Source organism: Aeromonas eucrenophila (genome assembly GCF_000819865.1).
In the GTDB taxonomy this organism is placed as follows: Bacteria; Pseudomonadota; Gammaproteobacteria; order Enterobacterales; family Aeromonadaceae; genus Aeromonas; species Aeromonas eucrenophila.
Genome location: NZ_CDDF01000014.1, coordinates 259271 through 278665, shown reverse-complemented (window position 1 = coordinate 278665; position 19395 = coordinate 259271). Strand labels below are relative to the sequence as shown.

General features: G+C 59.6%; 14 protein-coding genes and 7 tRNA genes. 7 read left to right on the top strand and 14 right to left on the bottom strand.

Features of this window, described 5'->3' with window-relative positions:
• Window positions 1–397 precede the first annotated feature (397 nt).
• Together BN1124_RS14765 and BN1124_RS14760 are read right to left on the bottom strand one after the other, a co-directional pair.
• On the bottom strand, window positions 398–943 hold the full coding sequence (locus tag BN1124_RS14765) for a stationary phase growth adaptation protein (RefSeq protein WP_042643156.1): 546 nt from the start codon (window positions 941–943) through the stop codon (window positions 398–400).
• Between the two features lie 369 nt (window positions 944–1312).
• Window positions 1313–1397 (bottom strand) — tRNA-Leu (locus BN1124_RS14760).
• A 143-nt stretch (window positions 1398–1540) separates the two neighbouring features.
• Between BN1124_RS14760 and BN1124_RS14755 the strand changes: the two genes are divergently transcribed.
• Window positions 1541–2062 carry an RDD family protein gene (locus BN1124_RS14755; protein ID WP_042643155.1) on the top strand — a complete coding sequence of 174 codons (522 nt, stop codon included), beginning with the start codon at window positions 1541–1543 and terminating at the stop codon, window positions 2060–2062.
• Between the two features lie 61 nt (window positions 2063–2123).
• On the opposite strand, the gene lptG is transcribed toward BN1124_RS14755, so the two are convergent.
• Both lptG and lptF read right to left on the bottom strand, forming a co-directional pair.
• Complete coding sequence (gene lptG, locus BN1124_RS14750; protein ID WP_042643371.1) at window positions 2124–3194, bottom strand: LPS export ABC transporter permease LptG; 1071 nt, start codon at window positions 3192–3194, stop codon at window positions 2124–2126.
• A gap of 215 nt (window positions 3195–3409) precedes the next feature.
• Window positions 3410–4525 (bottom strand): LPS export ABC transporter permease LptF, encoded by a 1116-nt coding sequence (gene lptF / locus BN1124_RS14745; protein WP_042643153.1) that lies wholly within the window; start codon window positions 4523–4525, stop codon window positions 3410–3412.
• A 172-nt stretch (window positions 4526–4697) separates the two neighbouring features.
• Here lptF and pepA point away from each other — a divergent pair, with 172 nt between their 5' ends.
• From pepA to pbpG, 6 genes are all read left to right on the top strand, one after another.
• Entirely contained in the window at window positions 4698–6209 is a 1512-nt protein-coding gene (pepA, locus tag BN1124_RS14740) for a leucyl aminopeptidase (RefSeq protein ID WP_033131697.1), read from the top strand.
• A gap of 153 nt (window positions 6210–6362) precedes the next feature.
• Window positions 6363–6818 (top strand): DNA polymerase III subunit chi, encoded by a 456-nt coding sequence (locus BN1124_RS14735; RefSeq protein WP_042643151.1) that lies wholly within the window; start codon window positions 6363–6365, stop codon window positions 6816–6818.
• 61 nt (window positions 6819–6879) lie between these two features.
• Window positions 6880–9732, top strand: coding sequence for a valine--tRNA ligase (locus tag BN1124_RS14730; RefSeq protein ID WP_042643149.1), 2853 nt, complete (start codon window positions 6880–6882; stop codon window positions 9730–9732).
• A 251-nt stretch (window positions 9733–9983) separates the two neighbouring features.
• Entirely contained in the window at window positions 9984–11276 is a 1293-nt protein-coding gene (locus BN1124_RS14725; protein WP_042643147.1) for a hemolysin family protein, read from the top strand.
• 18 nt (window positions 11277–11294) lie between these two features.
• Window positions 11295–11960: a DedA family protein gene (locus tag BN1124_RS14720; protein ID WP_042643145.1), complete on the top strand. Its 666-nt coding sequence runs from the start codon at window positions 11295–11297 to the stop codon at window positions 11958–11960.
• 137 nt (window positions 11961–12097) lie between these two features.
• Window positions 12098–12925, top strand: a complete 828-nt coding sequence (gene pbpG, locus BN1124_RS14715) for a D-alanyl-D-alanine endopeptidase (protein WP_042643143.1) — start codon at window positions 12098–12100, stop codon at window positions 12923–12925.
• A gap of 560 nt (window positions 12926–13485) precedes the next feature.
• On the opposite strand, the gene BN1124_RS14710 is transcribed toward pbpG, so the two are convergent.
• The 10 genes from BN1124_RS14710 to BN1124_RS14665 form a co-directional block, all read right to left on the bottom strand.
• Window positions 13486–13562 (bottom strand) — tRNA-Arg (locus BN1124_RS14710).
• A 29-nt stretch (window positions 13563–13591) separates the two neighbouring features.
• Window positions 13592–13668, bottom strand: a tRNA-Arg gene (locus BN1124_RS14705).
• Between the two features lie 29 nt (window positions 13669–13697).
• Window positions 13698–13774, bottom strand: a tRNA-Arg gene (locus BN1124_RS14700).
• Between the two features lie 26 nt (window positions 13775–13800).
• Window positions 13801–13877 (bottom strand) — tRNA-Arg (locus BN1124_RS14695).
• Window positions 13878–13977: 100 nt separating this feature from the next.
• A tRNA-Arg gene (locus BN1124_RS14690) sits at window positions 13978–14054 on the bottom strand.
• A 3-nt stretch (window positions 14055–14057) separates the two neighbouring features.
• Window positions 14058–14150: transfer RNA gene (locus BN1124_RS14685), tRNA-Ser, on the bottom strand.
• Window positions 14151–14363: 213 nt separating this feature from the next.
• Entirely contained in the window at window positions 14364–14552 is a 189-nt protein-coding gene (csrA, locus tag BN1124_RS14680) for a carbon storage regulator CsrA (RefSeq protein ID WP_042643141.1), read from the bottom strand.
• Between the two features lie 93 nt (window positions 14553–14645).
• Complete coding sequence (locus BN1124_RS14675; RefSeq protein ID WP_042643139.1) at window positions 14646–15893, bottom strand: aspartate kinase; 1248 nt, start codon at window positions 15891–15893, stop codon at window positions 14646–14648.
• Window positions 15894–15909: 16 nt separating this feature from the next.
• Complete coding sequence (alaS, locus tag BN1124_RS14670; protein WP_042643137.1) at window positions 15910–18534, bottom strand: alanine--tRNA ligase; 2625 nt, start codon at window positions 18532–18534, stop codon at window positions 15910–15912.
• 328 nt (window positions 18535–18862) lie between these two features.
• Window positions 18863–19384: a regulatory protein RecX gene (locus tag BN1124_RS14665; RefSeq protein WP_042643134.1), complete on the bottom strand. Its 522-nt coding sequence runs from the start codon at window positions 19382–19384 to the stop codon at window positions 18863–18865.
• Between the last annotated feature and the right edge of the window lie 11 nt (window positions 19385–19395).

Genomic DNA, 19395 nt, shown 5'->3' with positions numbered 1-19395 from the left:
ATCTCGCTCTGTGCTGCCGCCTTGGTCAAATCCATTTTGTTTCAGTTGGTTAGGTGCGACTGGCTAGATTATGGAAACTGAAATTTTGAACAGTAGAGCTAACACAATGAAGTCAGATTATGCATCGAAGTGACAACCACTTTAGACAGAACGAGTAACGCTGAGTGACAACCATTTAGAAGTATAAAAATGTTGCGCATAACGGAGTAATAGAGCACTATTGAGACGAGGTAATTGAAACAGTTACCTCTCATAGGATGCAGCAGACTGGTGTCAACCAGACATCCCACTACCACTTTGTGGTCTGGCATAGCCGGTAAAGGTGTTCTGAATACCAGAATAAGAATCACCAATGATTCAATTCTGGCGAAGCCCGCTTAAGCGGGCTTTGTTACATCTACGCCCCTCTTGGTTTCGGTAGTGCCTTCCCCAGCTTTAGATTCCTCGCGATAGTGAAAAATTTAACTTTCCCGCCTCCAGGAGGTGTTGTTGAAAGGTATGCGCTTGTCACATGGATCCTAAATTTCTTCTTTTCTCTGAAGACCTTGAACGGGACAAAGTACCAAGCCTCTTTTCCTGCATCATCAACAACCTTGGTTGATGCATAACTTCCATACCCGGCATGAACAACAATGGACTCTGGCAAGTTTTCAATCACTTGGCTCATGTATTTCTTAGCCAGTTCATATCTCTGAGAACAAAAAGGGCGAGCATCGTTTGGAGCTTTGTAGAGGAGCTTGCGTTGATCAGCTTCAGTTTGCCAGTCGTACGCTTTGGCAAAACAGTGGAACGAGTACGTCACGTAAAACTGATAGGTGATGCCCTTCTCACCTTCAGGCTGGTACGTATAAGACACGTAGTGCCCATCCAGGAACGAAAGGTCAACAGAAGGCCCTTGCTGTGGTTTGAAAGGTTTCCAATGGGTTACTTCGTCAACGTTCACTCAAAGCTCCATGTGATGAGGTCATAAGATGGGGATTATACCCATACTTTTGAACATGTTGCGTTAAAACAATGCGACACCAGAGACCGTAAGAACCAGGAAAGGTGGGGGGGGGAGGGTAAGATAATTACTATGGCCGTGGTTGCACCACTGGTATCAGTGGTACCCGCAACTAAATGACTCTCATCGGAAGATAGAAATTTTGTGAGATATGTCCGATAACAGGGTAACTTTCACAAGGAAGAAGGACATGCATTGCACCGATCACCTAAACCTAGGTGGACACGATGTGGACACATGGCCTATATCAGAAACCAGAAAAAATTAAGGCCACCCGCTTGGGTGGCCTTAAGTCATTGAATTAGTTGATGGTGCCCGGGGTCGGACTCGAACCGACACGTCTTGCAACGGCGGATTTTGAATCCGCTGCGTCTACCGATTTCGCCACCCGGGCAACTGCGAGGGATTATACAAATGGCGTTTGGGCATGCAAGGTGTTTTTCTTGCGCCGGCTCCCGTTTGCTCATTTATTCAACGCCTTGCCGATATTAAGCCAGTTACATAGAATGCCCGCATCATATTAATGGAATAAGTACCATGGCCAAGCGCAAGACTGTCTCCTCCCCCCAGACCCCTCCCCCGCAGCACCAGTACCCCTCAGCCGGTTTGCTGCGCCGCCTGGGCGCCCTGCTCTATGACTACCTGGTGGTCACCTCTTTGCTGATCATCGCGGGCTTCATCGGCATGGGGGTCGCTCACCTGCTGCTGGCCACCGGCATGGCGACCGTGCCGGAGGGCAAGGACGCGTCCTGGTTGCTGACCAGCCCGCTCTACAGCGCCTGGCTCGCCTTCATCATATGCGGTTTCTACACCTGGTTCTGGACCCGCGCCGGCCAGACCATCGGCATGCGCGCCTGGCGTCTGCGCATTCAAAATGTGGACGGCAGCAATATCCGCATCACCCAGGCCCTGATCCGGCTCGCCACCGCCGCCTTCGGCCTCGGCAACCTGCTGTGCGTGTTCAACCGCGAGCGGCCCCGCGCCTTCCAGGATATCTGGGCCGAATGCGAGGTCGTGGTGCTTGGCAAGCAGGAAAATCTGGAGCAGCTGAGCAAGTAATCCAAACTGCCGGAAAAACAAAAAGGGCACCTTGGGGTGCCCTTTTCGTTTCTGTATCCGGCTACTGTTTTCGGCTCAGAATATAGAAGGAGATGCCGCCAAACAGCAGGCTGGGCGCGATGGCCGCCAGGATGGGCGGTACCGAATAGACCAGGCTGACCGGGCCGAACACCCGATCGCTCACATAGACCGCAAAGCCGGTCATGATCCCCATCAGCATCCGGGCCCCCATGCTCACCGAGCGCAGCGGACCGAAGATGAAGGAGGAAGCCAGCAGTATCATGGCCACCACCGAGAGCGGCGACAGCAGCTTGCGCCACATCTCCAGCTTGTAGCGGCCGGCATCCTGCTTGTTGGCATCCAGATAGCCGATGTAGTCCCGCAGGCCCGAGATGGGCAGGTTCTCGGGATCGATGCTGACCACCCCCAACTGCTTGGGCGTCAGCTCAGATTGCCACTCCAGCTGGGCATGCTGCTCGTCCAGGATCTGCTTGGGATCGTCGAAACGGGTGATGTGCACCTGCTTGAGCAGCCAGTGATGCTGCTCAAACACCCCTTCCTGTGCCTGGACCACATCGATCAAGGCTCGGGACGGTGTGAACCGGTAGAGGGTGATCCCGGTCAGGGCACCGTCGTTGCGCACCCCGTTGATGTTGACGAAGTTGTTGCCATCCCGCGCCCAGACGCCGTAGGCCGACACGGTCAGCCGCCCTTCCGACATGGCGCCCGCCTTGATGTCATCGGCCATCCGCTTGGCAATGGGCGCCACGTACTCCCCCATCAGCCCGACCAGCAGCATCAGCGGGATCGCCGTCTTGAGCGCCGCCATGACGATGCTGATCTTGGAGCGGCCCGCCGCCTGCATCACCACCAGTTCGGAGCTGGTCGCCAGCTGGCCGAGGCCGATGAGCCCGCCGAGCAAGGCCGCCAGCGGGAAGAACAACACCGCCTCTTTGGGCATGGAGAGCAACACGAAATAGAGGGCGTTGAGCATGTCGTAGTTGCCTTCCCCCACCGCCTTGAGCTGCTCCACATACTTGATGAGCGCCGCCAGCCCGACCAGGGTCAGTTCACACAGCAGGATCGACATGAAGATGACCCGGCCTATATATCTATCGAGAATGCCAAACATCAGCAAAGTCCCCCAGGTTGCAGCATCGTGCTGATCTTCCCTTGAACCGGCATGAAGATGACCCGGTTGAAATATCTATCGAACATGCCAAACATCAGCAAAGTCCCCCAGGTTGCAGCATCCTGCTGATCTTCCCTTGAACTGGCATTGAGATGACCCGGTTGAGATATCTATCGAACATGCCAAGCATCAGCAGAGGCTCCTATGTTGCAACATCATGATGCTGATTTTCTCTGGAAGAAGTAGCCCTTCACCCCGTTCCACCAACTGGTGCCCTGCAGGTTGAGCGGCAGGCCGATCAGCAGCAGATAGGTGAACGGCACCAGGAACATGCCGGGCCAGTGGGGCAGGCGCCCGCTGTCGATGGCCGAACGGGAGGCGCTGAGCAACAGGAAGTAGGAGAGATAGAGCAAGATGGCTGGCAGCAGCTTGGCATAACGCCCCTGGCGCGGGTTGACCCGGGCCAGCGGTACCACCAGGAAGGTGAGCACTAGGATGGAGAGCGGCAGCGACAGACGCCACTGCAACTCGGCCATCAGCTGGTTATCCTGAGTGCCCAACAACGCCATAGTCGGCTTGGCCGCGGCCTTGCGGTTGGATCGCTCCATCTCCTGCTGGCGGATCACCAGGCTGTACTCGCTAAACTCCGAGACTTGGAACTGCTTGCCGGTGAACTGCCCCTCGTAGCGGGAGCCGTCGATCAATGTCAGCCACTGCAGGCCATTGCTGTCAGAGGTCACTCGCCCCTCGTTGGCGACCACCACCGAGGGAGGGGACGTACCTTCGGCCCGCTGCAGCACGAAGATCTTCTGCAGCTCCGAGCCCTTGTCATTCAGATCCTGGATGTAGGCGACCAGCCGGCCCTTGTCGAGATCCATGAAGCGGCCGGCCTGCAGGAAGGAGATACCCGGATCGGCCTTGAACTCGTCGATGACCTGATACTCGCGTTCCTTGGCCTGGGGGGCGACCCAGCCGGTGTTGAAAGCGGCCACAGCCGCGGTCAACAAGGCCAGCAGCATGGCGCTGCGCATCACGAAGCGGTGGCTGAAACCCACCGCGTGCATCACCGTCATCTCGCTTTCGGCGTACAAACGACCATGAGCAAACAGAATGGCTAAAAATAGACTGATAGGCAGCATCAACAGCGCCATATTGGGCAGGTTGAGCAACAGCAGGGTGGAAACCAGGCGCGTCGGCACCTCGCCATCGGCGGCGTCGCCGATGATCTGGATAAATTGCTGGCTGACGAAGATGAGCAGCAGCACGAATAGCACCGCCAGCTGGGTTTTCAGGGTCTCCCTGAACAAATATCGGAAAACGATCACAGTCATTCCCAAGTAAACTTGTGTTTTTAGTCGAATGCCTGAAAAATAGGGCCCTATATTGGATTTTTACCAGTTTGAACTGCGGAGCCTGTGGCTGTTCGCTCCGCCTCTGATACCCCAACAAGCACCGCATTATTCAATAAAAGGTGCCTTTTGTCTTTAGGATGTAGGAGATTCCATGGAGTTCAGTGTAAAGAGTGGCAGTCCTGAGAAGCAACGCAGTGCCTGCGTCGTCGTCGGCGTATTTGAGCCCCGTCGCCTCTCTCCGGTTGCCGAACAGCTGGACAAGATCAGCGACGGCTACCTCAGCTCGCTGCTGCGCCGCGGCGATCTGGAAGGCAAACCAGGCCAGATGCTGTTGCTGCATCAAGTACCGGGCGTGCTCAGCGAGCGCGTACTGCTGGTCGGTTGCGGCAAGGAGCGGGAACTCGACGAACGCCAGTACAAGCAGATCATCAACAAGACTATCACCACCCTGAACGAGACCGGGTCCATGGAAGCCGTCTGCTTCCTGACCGAGCTGCACGTCAAGGGACGGGATACCTACTGGAAGGTGCGTCAGGCGGTGGAAACCACCAAGGCGGGCCTCTACAGCTTCGATCAGTTCAAGACCAACAAGGCCGAGCCACGCCGTCCGCTGCGCAAGCTGGTCTTCAACGTGCCGACCCGTCGGGAACTGGCCATTGGCGAGCGCGCCATCACCCACGGCCTGGCCGTGGCGAAAGGGGTGCGTATCTGCCGCGACGTGGCGAACATGCCGCCCAACGTCTGCAACCCGGCCTATCTCGCCTCCCAGGCCCGCCGTCTGGCGGATGCCTATGACAACATCACCACCAAGGTGATCGGCGAGCAGGAGATGGCCGAGCTCGGCATGAACTCCTACCTGGCGGTGGCCCGCGGCTCCGACAACGAAGCCATGATGGCCATCATCGAGTACAAGGGCAACGGCGATGCCAAGCCCATCGTACTGGTGGGCAAGGGGCTGACCTTCGACTCCGGCGGCATCTCCATCAAGCCGGCCGAGGGCATGGACGAGATGAAGTACGACATGGGCGGCGCCGCCTCCGTGCTCGGTACCATGCACGCCCTGGCCCAGTTGCAACTGCCCATCAACGTCATAGGTGTGCTGGCGGGTTGCGAGAACATGCCCGGTGGCAACGCCTACCGCCCCGGTGACATCCTCACCACCATGTCCGGCCAGACCGTCGAGGTGCTCAACACCGACGCGGAAGGCCGTCTGGTGCTGTGCGATGCCCTCACCTACGTGGACCGTTACGATCCCGAGACCGTCATCGACGTGGCCACCCTGACCGGCGCCTGCATCATCGCCCTGGGTCACCACACCTCGGGCCTGCTGGCGAACCACAACCCGCTGGCCCACGAGCTGCTGAACGCCTCCGAGCAGGCCGGTGATCGCGCCTGGCGCCTGCCGCTGTTCGACGAGTATCAGGAACAGCTGGAGAGCCCGTTCGCCGACATGGCCAACATCGGTGGTCGTCCGGCCGGTACCATCACCGCCGCCGCCTTCCTGTCGCGCTTCACCAAGAAGTACAACTGGGCGCACCTGGACATCGCCGGCACCGCCTGGAAGAGTGGCAAGGATAAGGGCTCCACCGGGCGTCCGGTGCCGCTGCTGACCCAGTTCCTGCTCAACCGCGCCGGTGTGGCGGACGTCGAAGACAAGGAATAAGCCTTCTCTTCGGATGCCCATCAGGAGAGTGGTATCACAAGGAAGAGGCTCGCCTCTTCCTTGTTTCATTGAGAACATGGGGAAACCGCGCACCGCACGGCGCCCCAGAAGACGGCCAATCGCTGTCCGTCACAGCCAAACGGGACCAACCTGATGAGCCAAGTGACCTTTTACCTGATGAGCGAGCAGGACGATCCGCAGGCTTCTGCGGTCGAGCGGCTCGCCTGCCAGTTGGCAGCCGACAGCTGGAGCGCGGGCCATATTTACCTGTACTGCGCCGACGAGGCTCAGGCGCTGCGCCTCGACGAGTTGCTGTGGCAACTGCCAACCGATCGTTTCGTGCCGCACCAGTTGCAGGGGGAAAGCGGTCAGGCGCCGGTAGAGATAGGCCATCAGCCACCGAAGCGGCGCTACGCCCGCCTCATCAATCTGGCCGAACAGACACCTTTGTTTGCAGGACACTTCGCTCAAGTGGTAGATTTTGTCCCCACTGACGAAACGCAAAAGCAGCAAGCCCGCGAGCGCTACAAGCACTATCGCCAGGCAGGCCACACCCTCGACATGAGGGATCAGCCCGTCCTTGCCGCACCGGATCCGGCGCAGCCCTGACTGCGTCTCGCGCGATCCAGTACCCATTCACACCAGAATCCATCCAGAATACGGCGAGACCATGGAAAAGACCTTTAATCACAACGCCATCGAACAGGCGCTCTATCAGCACTGGGAATCCCAGGGTTACTTCAAGCCCCACGGCGACACCAGCAAAGACTCCTTCTGCATCATGATCCCGCCGCCGAACGTCACCGGCAGCCTGCACATGGGTCACGCCTTCCAGCAGACCCTGATGGACACCCTGATCCGCTACAACCGCATGCAGGGCAAGAACACCCTGTGGCAGGCAGGCTGTGACCACGCCGGCATCGCCACCCAGATGGTGGTGGAGCGCAAGATCGCCGCCGAAGAGGGCAAGACCCGTCACGACTACGGCCGTGATGCCTTCATCGACAAGATCTGGCAGTGGAAGGAAGAGTCCGGCGGCACCATCACCCGCCAGATGCGCCGCCTCGGCGATTCCGTGGATTGGGAGCGCGAGCGCTTCACCATGGATGAGGGTCTGTCCGAAGCCGTGCAGGAAGTGTTCGTGCGTCTGTACGAAGATGGCCTGATGTACCGTGGCAAGCGTCTGGTGAACTGGGATCCCAAGCTCAACACCGCCATCTCCGATCTGGAAGTGGAGAACCGCGAGATCAAGGGCCACATGTGGCACCTGCGCTACCCGCTGGCGAACGGCGCCAAGACCGCCGAAGGCCAGGATCATCTGATCGTCGCCACCACTCGCCCCGAAACCATGCTGGGTGACACCGCCGTCGCCGTGAACCCGGAAGATCCACGCTACAAAGCGCTGATCGGCCAGCACATCTTGCTGCCGCTGGTGAACCGTCTGATCCCCATCGTCGCCGATGAACACGCCGACATGGAGAAGGGCACCGGCTGCGTGAAGATCACTCCGGCTCACGACTTCAACGATAACGAAGTGGGCAAGCGCCACAACCTGCCGATGATCAACATCTTCACCCTGGACGCCCATGTGCGCGCCGAGGCCGAAGTGGTCGACACCAACGGCAACCCGAGCACCGCCTACGACGCGGCCCTGCCGAGCGAGTTCGCCGGGCTTGAGCGCTTCGCCGCCCGCAAGGCCATCCTGGCCAAGCTGGACGAGCTGGGTCTGCTGGCCGAGACCAAGGATCACGTGCTGCAACAGCCCTACGGCGATCGCGGCGGCGTGCCCATCGAGCCCATGCTGACCGACCAGTGGTACGTGCGCGTGGCCCCCATGGCCAAGACCGCCATCGAAGCGGTGGAAGATGGCCGCATCCAGTTCGTGCCCAAGCAGTACGAGAACATGTACTTCTCCTGGATGCGCGACATTCAGGACTGGTGCGTCTCCCGTCAGCTGTGGTGGGGTCACCGCATCCCGGCCTGGTATGACGAGGCCGGCAAGGTCTACGTCGGTCGCGACGAGGCCGAGGTGCGCGCCAAGCACAATATCCCGTCCGTGACCGTGCTGCGTCAGGACGAAGACGTGCTGGACACCTGGTTCAGCTCTGCCCTCTGGACCTTCTCCACCCTGGGCTGGCCGAACAACACAGAGGCGCTCAAGACCTTCCACCCCACCGACGTGCTGATGAGCGGCTTCGACATCATCTTCTTCTGGATCGCCCGGATGATCATGATGACCATGCACTTCATCAAGAACGAGGATGGCACCCCGCAGGTTCCCTTCAAGACCGTCTACATCACCGGCCTCATCCGGGATGAAGAGGGCCAGAAGATGTCCAAGTCCAAGGGCAACGTGCTGGATCCCCTCGACATGATCGACGGCATCTCCTTAGCCGATCTGCTGGAGAAGCGCACCGGCAACATGATGCAGCCGCAGATGGCCGAGAAGATCGGCAAGCGTACCGCCAAGCAGTTCCCGGAAGGGATCGAGGCTCACGGCACCGACGCCCTGCGCTTCACCCTGGCGGCGCTGGCCTCGACCGGTCGTGACATCAACTGGGACATGAAGCGCCTGGACGGCTACAACAACTTCTGCAACAAGCTGTGGAACGCCTCCCGCTACGTGCTGATGAACACCGAACAGCAGGATTGTGGCCTGAGCGGCGGTGAGATGCAGTTCAGCCTGGCGGATCGCTGGATCCAGTCCCAGCTGCAGGTCGCCATCCGCGACTTCCGCACCGCGCTCGACACCTACCGCTTCGACATTGCCGCCGGCGTGCTGTACGAATTTATCTGGAACCAGTTCTGCGACTGGTATCTGGAGCTGACCAAGCCGGTGCTGGGCAAGGGCTCCGAGGCCGAGCAGCGTGCCACCCGTCACACCCTGGTGACTGTGCTGGAAACCCTGCTGCGCCTGGCGCACCCCATCATTCCGTTCATCACCGAGACCATCTGGAAATCGGTGGCGCCGCTGACCGGGGTCCATGCCGACACCATCATGCTGCAAGCCTTCCCCGAGTTCGATGACGCCAGGCTGGATGAGACTGCCATGGCGGATCAGGAGTGGGTGAAGGAGTTCATCGTCGGCATCCGCAACATCCGCGCCGAGATGAACGTCTCCCCGAGCGTGGGCCTGAACGTGCTGCTCAAATGCGACGCCAAGGATGCCATGCGCGCCCAGGACAACGAGGCCTTCCTCAAGTCACTGGCACGTCTGGAGTCCATCCGCGTGCTGGCGGACGGCGAAGTCGCCCCCCTGTCGGTGAAGAAGCTGATCGGCGCCACCGAGCTGATGATCCCCATGGCGGGCCTCATCGACAAGGAAGCCGAGCTGGCCCGTCTGGCCAAGGAAGTGGCGAAGCTGGCCGGTGAGTGCGCCCGCATCGAAGGCAAGCTCGGCAACGAGGCCTTCGTGGCCAAGGCGCCGGATGCGGTCATCGCCAAGGAGCGTGAGAAGCTGGAAGAGTACCGCCTCCAGCTGGCCAAGCTGGAAGCCCAGCAGGTCGAGATCGCCGCCCTCTAAGCGAGCCCTGATGGCAAAAAGCCCCCGTTGATCGGGGGCTTTTTTATTTTCTGGCGCGAAGGGATTGGGATAAGGGGGCGTGACACCCTCAGCCGGGATCGGGACCCGCCAGCGGTCGGCGCCGTTTTTCTGCGCTTTTTTCCCCGAGTAATTGAAAAATTCACGAACCAAATCACCTGCTTTCACAAGCGCATCGCGCGCAAATTCATTACACTGCCAGCGATCTTTTCTATTCGGAGTGCTGCCCCAGTATGGAAGTATTGATCCTGCTTGGATTGATTTTGCTCAATGGCATGTTCGCCATGTCGGAAATTGCCATCGTCACCGCGCGCAAGGCTCGCCTCGCCAAACTGGCAAGCGAGGGCAATCGCTCCGCCGCCATCGCGCTCAAGCTGGGGGAGGATCCGACCCATTTCCTCTCCGCCGTGCAGATCGGCATCACCAGCATCGGCCTGCTCAACGGTATCTATGGTGAGTCCCTGCTGGCCCAGCCCTTCGCCCTCTGGTTGCAGGAGTGGGGTCTGTCCGCCAACAGCAGCAGCCTGCTCGCCACCATCATCGTCGTGGTACTGGTGACCTACCTCTCCATCGTGGTGGGGGAGCTGGTGCCCAAGCGCCTCGGCCAGCTCAACGCCGAACGCATCGCCTGTCTGGTGGCCCGCCCCATGCTCTGGCTGGCCACCCTGACCCGCCCCTTCGTCTGGCTGCTGTCGACCTCGACCAATGCCAGCCTGCGCCTGCTGCGGGTCGATCAAAGCAGCAGCAACAACGTCACCCAGGAGGAGATCCACGCCATCCTGGTGGAGGGCTCCGAAGCCGGGATCATCGAGGACCACGAACACACTATGCTGCGCAATGTGTTCCGTCTCGACGAGCGCAGCCTCTCCTCCCTGATGGTGCCCCGCAGCGACATCCGCTATCTGGATCTCTCCCTGCCGCTGGAGATCAACCTGCAGCGACTGGTGGAGTATCGCCACGGCTACTTCCCGGTCTGTGACGGCAGCCTGTCGGATCTGGTGGGCATCCTCAACGTCAGCCGGGTACTGCACGCCTACATCAAGGGCGACCCCATCGATCTGGCGGCCCTGACCCAGGACGGCAGCCTGCTGCCGGAGACCCTCAACGGCCTCGAGCTGCTCAACCACTTCCGCACCCACTCGGAGCACATGGTGCTGGTGGTGGATGAATACGGTGAGCTGCAGGGGCTGGTCACCCAGCAGGATCTGCTGGAGACCCTGGCCGGTGACTTCCAGCAGGAAGGTGGCGAAGACAACTGGGCCTTCCAGCGCGCCGACGGCAGCTGGCTGCTCGATGGCCTGATCCCGCTACCCGAATTGAAGGACTGTCTGGAGCTGGTACGGCTGCCGGAAGAAGAAAAACATCACTATCACACCCTTGGAGGGCTTATCATGCTGCTCCTTGGCCGCCTGCCCCAGACCGGAGACATCGTCACCCTGGAACAGTGGCAACTGGAAATAGTGGATATGGACGGCCTGCGCATCGACAAGGTGCTTGCCATGCCTTTGACCGACCAACCCAGCTAACCTGCGGAGTTTGCACGTATGGAGCAGTTTTACCACCTGGCTCACGCCTTCATGAATCAGGATCTGGCGGCCCTGTCCGATCCCAAGATGGTCTTCATGGTCTATGTCGTCCTGCTGACCTTCCTGGTGCTGGAGAATGGCTTCATCCCGACCGCCTTCCTGCCAGGGGACACCCTGCTGATCCTGACCGGCGTGCTCATCTATCAGGGGGTACTGCCGCTGGCGATAGTCCCGCTGCTGATCGTGGCCACCTTCGTCGGCACCTGGCTTGGCTACATGCAGGGGCGCTTCCTCGGCCACACCCAGATGTACCACAGGCTGATGTCCCACCTGGATGACAAGCACAAGGAGAAGGTGTACTACCTGCTCAACAAGTACGGCATAGTCACCCTGATCACGGCTCGCTACATCGCCTTCGTACGCACCGCCTATCCCTATATCGTCGGTGCCAGCGAGATCCCCCAGGGGCGCTTTCTCATCGTCAACCTGGTCAGCTCCATCATGTGGATCTGCCCGCTGGTCGGCCTGGGCTACTACCTGAGCCACACCAAGCTGGCCGCACAGTATGAGTCCCAGTTCCTCAGCATCATCCTCTGCCTGCCGCTGGTACTGCTGGTCGGCGGGTTGATCGCGCTGGTCTGGCGCTGGCTGAGCAAACGCAAGGCCACCGTCTCCAAGGATTGAGACGCGTAACAGGGGTCGCCGGCAGGCGGCCCTTTTTTTATGGAAATAATGACGAAATCCCCGCTGGTGCTCTTGTAAAGCGAGGGCAAAAATGAGTGAATCTAGCGCCTTTTTTCGCTGTAGATGGAGTCGGTTGTATGGGGTGTCGGATTCGCGCAATCGCGCTGCTGTGTGGGTTGATGGGACTGCTTGGATTGCCTGCGGCCCTGGCGGCACCCAACCCGGCCAATCTGAAGTTACAGTCAGGCAGCGCCCTGGTGATGGACGTCAACACGGGCAAGACGCTCTATCAGAAGAACCCCACCCAGGTGCGCCCCATCGCCTCCCTCACCAAGCTGATGACCGCCCTGGTGGTGCTGGATGCCAAGCAGAACCTGAGCCAGACCCTGACCGTCGATCAGAACGACAGGGACAACATCAAGCACACCTACTCCCGGGTGCGCTTCGGCACCAAGGTGACCCGCCGCGATGCCCTGCACCTGGCGCTGATGTCCTCCGAGAACCGTATGGCCTCCGCCCTGGCCCGCCACTATCCCGGTGGCCGCGCCGCTTTTATCCGCGCCATGAACAATAAGGCCAAGCAGCTCGGCATGCGCAATACCCGCTACTATGACTCCACCGGCCTGTCGACCCGCAACGTCTCCACCGCCCAAGATCTGGCCAGGCTCATCTCGGCGGCCTATCGCCAACCGCTGATCCGCCAGTTCACCCAGAACGACAGCATGGAGATGCGCTTCTCCAACCCCTCCTATAGCCTGATGTTCAACAACACTAACCCGCTGGTGAAGAACCCGGACTGGGACGTGCGCCTCTCCAAGACCGGCTATACCGACGAGGCGGGCCGCTGCCTGCTGATGCGCGCCAAGCCGGATCGCCAGGAGCTGGCCATAGTGCTGCTCAACTCTGTGGGCAAACGCACCCCCATCGGCGATGCCAACCGCATTCGCAAGTGGCTCAAGAGCTGAGCGGATAGCTGAAACGCAAAAAAGGATGCCTAGGCATCCTTTTTTATTGTCCAGCGCTCGCCCATGCCCACCGCTCGCAGTATCTGTCTAAGCCAATCCTCAGGGGATGGTAGGCGAACCCTGATGGTATGGGAATGGCACGCGCTCACAGGCCAACCGTGGCTGTCTGAGCCGCTCCCCAAGGGATGGATGATGATACGGGAATAACACGCGCTCACAGGCCAGCCGTGGCTATCTGAATCGATATCCAAGGGATGGTGGGCGACCTGTGATTATGGGGAGGTAGCATGCCCCCACAGGCCCGTCACGCCTGCCTGAGTAGATATCCAGGGGATAGTGGGCGGACCTTAGTGCTACTGAAGTAGAAAGCGCTCAGAGCGGCCTGGGCGAGCGCCTGACGCGGCACAGGGGATCCGCCGGGACTCGTCGGCCGAGTGACAAAGCGACCCAGAGGATAGAGAAAGATAGGGGGGAATGTGCAGATAGCAGCATATTTTCATGCTGAAAGAGGAAATGGGCACATAAAAAAACAGCCTCGACCTGAGTCGAGGCTGTCTATATGGTGCGCCCGGGAGGATTCGAACCTCCGACCACCTGGTTCGTAGCCAGGTACTCTATCCAGCTGAGCTACGGGCGCTCATCAACTTTTAGCATTGCCTTCAAAAATGGTGCGCCCGAGAGGATTCGAACCTCTGACCACCTGGTTCGTAGCCAGGTACTCTATCCAGCTGAGCTACGGGCGCTCATCAATTTTTGACATTGCTTTCAAACATGGTGCGCCCGGGAGGATTCGAACCTCCGACCACCTGGTTCGTAGCCAGGTACTCTATCCAGCTGAGCTACGGGCGCTCATAAATCATTGATTTCATTTTAAATGGTGCGCCCGGGAGGATTCGAACCTCCGACCACCTGGTTCGTAGCCAGGTACTCTATCCAGCTGAGCTACGGGCGCCCTGATTTAAAACGATAAAAAAAGCCTACTTATCAGTAAGCCTTTTTCAAAGTGTCGACTTGCTGATGGTCAACACATGACTCTTGCTTGAGTCGTAATATGGTGCGCCCGGGAGGATTCGAACCTCCGACCACCTGGTTCGTAGCCAGGTACTCTATCCAGCTGAGCTACGGGCGCAAATGGCGGAGAAGGGGGGATTCGAACCCCCGATGCGGGTATAAGCCGCATACTCCCTTAGCAGGGGAGCGCCTTCAGCCTCTCGGCCACCTCTCCGTTTGCGGGGCTGATAATACTTCACAGGGATTTTTAGTCAAACACTTTTTTGGAGAAAACAGAGCGTTCGCTCAGCATTTGGCCAAAGAGTGGAATATTCAAGCAATATCGACACTTACCCCGTCATTTCGCACCCTGCGACGCCCTTTGCAGGACCCAGAAAAACAAAAGGCGACACCGCAAGTGTCGCCTGATAGCTGCTATTGATGCGGCTTAGAAGGCCGGTTGACCCGGTACTTTCTCAGCTTGTATCCGCATGTAGATCTCTTCGCGATGCACGGAGACCTCTTTCGGTGCGTTGACACCGATACGAACCTGGTTGCCTTTCACGCCCAGCACGGTGACAGTCACTTCGTCACCAATCATCAGGGTTTCCCCTACACGACGAGTCAAAATAAGCATTCGCTTGCTCCTGTATCCTGTTTTGTAATTATATCGATATGCACCATTATCTTACAAAGATACCGATATGGTAAATGGTTGAAACTAAATCAATCAGGGATTGTTCCCCAAGGGCTGCTCATGAGGCTCATTGTCCAGCCCGAACGCTGAGTGCAACGAACGCACCGCCAGCTCCAGGTACTTCTCGTCAATCACCACGGATATCTTGATTTCAGAGGTGGAAATCAGCTGCATGTTGATCCCCTCCTCGCCCAATACCTTGAACATGGTGCGCGCGACACCGGGATGATTCCACATGCCGACCCCGACGATGGAGACCTTGGCGATCTCCCCGTTGCCCTGCACACAGGCGGCCCCCAACTCGGTGGCTGTCTGCTCCAGCAGGGCGCGAGCCCGGCGGTAGTCATCGCGATTCACCGTAAAGGTGAAATCGGCGGTGCCATCTCCCAGAGTGTTCTGCACTATCATGTCGACATCGATGTTGGCATCACTGATCGGATTCAGGATCTGCGCCGCCACCGTCGGCCTGTCCGGCACACCCAGAATGGTCAGGCTGGCCTCGTTGCGATTGAACGCAATGCCGGATACCAGGGGTGCTTCCATCCTCTCACCTCCGTATGTGATTAAGGTTCCCTCTCCGTCGATAAAGCTCGACAGCACCCGCAGTGGCACGCGGTACTTGCCCGCGAATTCCACCGAACGGATCTGCAGCACCTTGGCCCCCAAGCTCGCCATCTCCAACATCTCCTCGAAGGTGATGGTGGCAAGGCGGCGGGCCTTGGGTTCGATGCGCGGATCCGTGGTATAGACCCCATCCACATCGGTAAAGATCTGGCATTCATCGGCCTTGAGAGCCGCCGCGACCGCCACCGCCGTGGTGTCCGATCCACCGCGGCCCAGGGTGGTGATGGCATTGTGCTCATCCCGCCCCTGGAAGCCGGCAATCACCACCACCTTGCCCGCGCCCAGTTCAGCCTGAACCTGCTCGGTGTCGATGTGGGTGATACGCGCCTTGCCATAGGCGGCATCGGTATGAATACGGACCTGGTCACCGGTCATTGAGACCGCCGGACAACCCCGTTTGTTCAACGCGATCGCCAGCAGCGCTATGGTGACCTGCTCACCGGTGGAGACCAGCACATCCATCTCGCGCCGGTTGGCATCGGGGTCCAGCTGCTGGGCCATGCCCAGCAGCCGGTTGGTCTCGCCCGACATGGCGGAGACGACCACCACCACATCGTGTCCTTGAGCGCGGGTCTGTTGAACCCGCTCGGCGACCGCCGCGATCCGCTCCAGCGTGCCGACCGAGGTGCCGCCGTACTTCTGTACATAGAGTGCCACAGATCACCTCGCCCGATTACAGGCGCTCTTCCAGCCAGGAGTGAACGGATTGCAGCGCCGCCGGTACGGCCTCAGGCTGAGTACCACCCGCCTGGGCCATGTCGGGACGACCACCGCCCTTGCCACCCACCTGCTGGGCCACCAGATTGACCAGCTCACCGGCTTTCACCTTGGAGGTCAGGTCGTTGGTGACACCGGCGATCAGGTTGACCTTGTCATCGCTGCTGGTTGCCAGCAATACGACACCGGACTTCATCTGGTTCTTCAGCTCATCGAGCATGCCGCGCAGGGACTTGGGATCCGCCCCTTCCAGCGCAGCAATCAGCACCTTCTGGCCATTGATTTGAATGACCTGGCTCAGCAGGTCGCTACCGGCCTGCGCCGCCAGCTTGGCCTTGAGCTGTTCCAGCTCGCGCTCCATGAATTTGGACTTGTCCATCATCTGACGGACCTTGTCGGCGATGGAGAACTGATCCCCCTTCACCAGGGCGGCCGCCTCTTCGATCTGCTCGGCCAGCTGATGCATGAAGTCGATGGCGCCCTTGCCGGTCACCGCCTCGATACGACGGACACCCGCCGCGATGCCGCTCTCGGCGATGATTTTGAAGAAGCCGATGTCACCGGTGCGCTTGGCGTGAGTACCGCCGCACAGCTCGGTGGAGTAGTCGCCCATGCGCACAACCCGCACGTCGTCTTCGTATTTCTCGCCAAACAGCGCCATGGCACCGGCGGACTTGGCCGCTTCCAGATCCATGACCTGAGTCGCGATGTCGTGGTTGGCACGGATCTGGGCATTGACCAGCTCCTCGACCCGGCGAATGGTCGCCATGGTCAGCCCCTCGAAGTGGGAGAAGTCGAAGCGCATGCGCTCGGCCCCCACCAGGGATCCTTTCTGGGTCACGTGATCACCCAGCGCCTGGCGCAGGGCGGCGTGCAGCAGGTGAGTCACCGAGTGGTTCAGGGCGATGGCCTGACGACGCTCGCCATCGACCACGGCTTCGACCTCGGCGCCCTTCTCCAGGGTACCCAGCTCCAGGTAGCCCTTGTGGATGATGGCCTTGCCTGCCTTCTGGGTGTCGGTCACGGCGAAGATGCCGTCATCCACCTTGAGCACGCCGCTGTCACCCACCTGACCGCCGGACTCGGCATAGAAGGGGGTTTCGGCCAGCACGACCACGGCTTCTTCGCCGGAGATGAGGCCATTCACTTCGACCCCATCCTTGTAGATGCCGACGACTGTGCTCTTCTGGCTCAGCTGCTTGTAACCGGTAAATGGGGTTTCGAAATCGAGTTTCAACACCTCGTTGTAGTTCACCCCGAAGCTGGAGGCTTCTTTGGCACGGGCGCGCTGCTTCTCCATCTCGACCTTGAAGCCTTCCTCGTCGATGCCGATCTCGCGCTCGCGCACCACGTCGGCGGTGAGATCTGCCGGGAAGCCGTAGGTGTCATACAGCTTGAACACCACCTCACCCGGGATCACCTTGGCGTCCCCCAGGTTGGCCAGCACGTCTTCCAGCAGCAGCAGACCACGATCCAGCGTGCGGACGAACTGTTCCTCTTCGATGCGCAACACGCGCTCGACCAGCGGCAGCTGGGCGATCAGCTCGCCGGCCACGTCCTTCATCTGCACCGCCAGTTCGGCAGCCAGCTTGTAGAAGAACACCTCGGTGGCACCCAGCTTGCGGCCATGACGCACGGCGCGACGGATGATGCGGCGCAGCACATAGCCACGGCCTTCGTTGGACGGCATCACGCCGTCTGCCACCAGGAAGGCGCAGGAGCGGATGTGGTCGGCGATGACGCGCAGGGACTGGTTGCTCAGATCCTCGGTGCCGACGATCTCGGCCGCCTTCTTGATCAACGCCTGGAAGATGTCGATCTCGTAGTTGGAGTGCACGCCCTGCATGATGGCGGAGATACGCTCCAGACCCATGCCGGTGTCCACTGAGGGACGGGGCAGCGGTTCCATGGTGCCGTCAGACTGGCGGTTGAACTGCATGAAGACCACGTTCCAGATCTCGATGAAGCGGTCGCCGTCTTCTTCCGGTGAGCCGGGAGGGCCACCCCAGAGGTGGTCGCCGTGATCGTAGAAGATCTCGGTGCAGGGGCCGCAGGGGCCGGTATCACCCATCTGCCAGAAGTTATCGGAGGCAAAGGCGGCGCCCTTGTTGTCGCCGATGCGCACGATGCGATCGGTGGGCACGCCGATTTCATTGGCCCAGATGTTGAAAGCTTCGTCGTCCGTTTCATAGACGGTTACCAGCAGGCGCTCTTTGGGCAGCTTGAGGGTACCGGTCAGGAATTCCCAGGCAAAACGGATGGCGTCCTGCTTGAAGTAGTCACCGAAGCTGAAGTTACCCAACATCTCGAAGAAGGTGTGGTGACGAGCGGTATAGCCGACGTTTTCCAGGTCATTGTGCTTGCCGCCAGCCCGTACACAACGCTGGGAAGTGGTGGCTCTGTTGTAGGCACGCTTGTCTGCGCCAAGGAACACGTCCTTGAACTGGTTCATCCCTGCGTTGGTGAACAGCAAGGTCGGATCGTTGTGCGGCACCAGCGAGCTGGAGGAGACAACCTGGTGCCCCTGGGAGCGGAAATACTCGAGGAACGCGGAACGTAACTCTGACGTGGACATATACATGGAAAATCCTGCTTGATTCGGATACGGACTTTTAATCGCAATAATGTAAGTTTTCTGCGGGGTAAAGTAAAACGTACCGGCTCGTAGCGGGTGAAAAAGCACGCATGGTCCGCAGAGCGGGAGGAAGGCATGGCCATGCCGCCAGCAGCGGCGGCCATGGGAAGTGGGTACTTGCAACTGAAGGTCTGACCAGAACGGGGCCCAGGTGCAGGATCTCTGTGTGAAACAGCCAGAGGAAACGGCCATCCGCCAGCCAGGTCATGACGATGGCGGGGCAGCGACTCCTCCCGCGCCGGCGTGACCGAGAGGGCATAGCTATGGCGGACCCTTACTCACCCCGCTCCTGCATGGCCGAGAGGGCGTAACGGGCCTGATCCTGATTGAAGCCGCGGCCAAGCAGATACTTGAGCCACTTCATTCGCAGCTTGAACTCCTCCAGCTCACTCGACCTGGCCCGCCGCTGTAGCAGCTCGGACGCCAGCTCGAACCAGTCCAGCTCGGGTTGCTCAAACGCACGCTCTATCTGGGCATCACTCAGCCCTTTGCGGCGCAGCTCGAAGCGGATCTTGATGGGCCCATGCCCCTTGGCGGCACCGGCCCGCACGGCCATGGCGCCATAGCGCTCGTCATCGACCCAGTGATAACCGCGGCAATAGTCGAGCACGGCGCCGATCACCTCGTCGTTGAAGCCCTGTTTGCGCAAGCGATTCGCCAGTTCGGACTCGGCACTCTCCCGGCGCGCCAGGCTGCGCATGGCAAAGGCGCGGGCCGCGGCAAACATCTCTTCGAATGAGGGTTCTTCTGGGGGGACTGGGGTATCGGCGGGTTCTGACATGGATTCATCGACCATAAATGACAAGG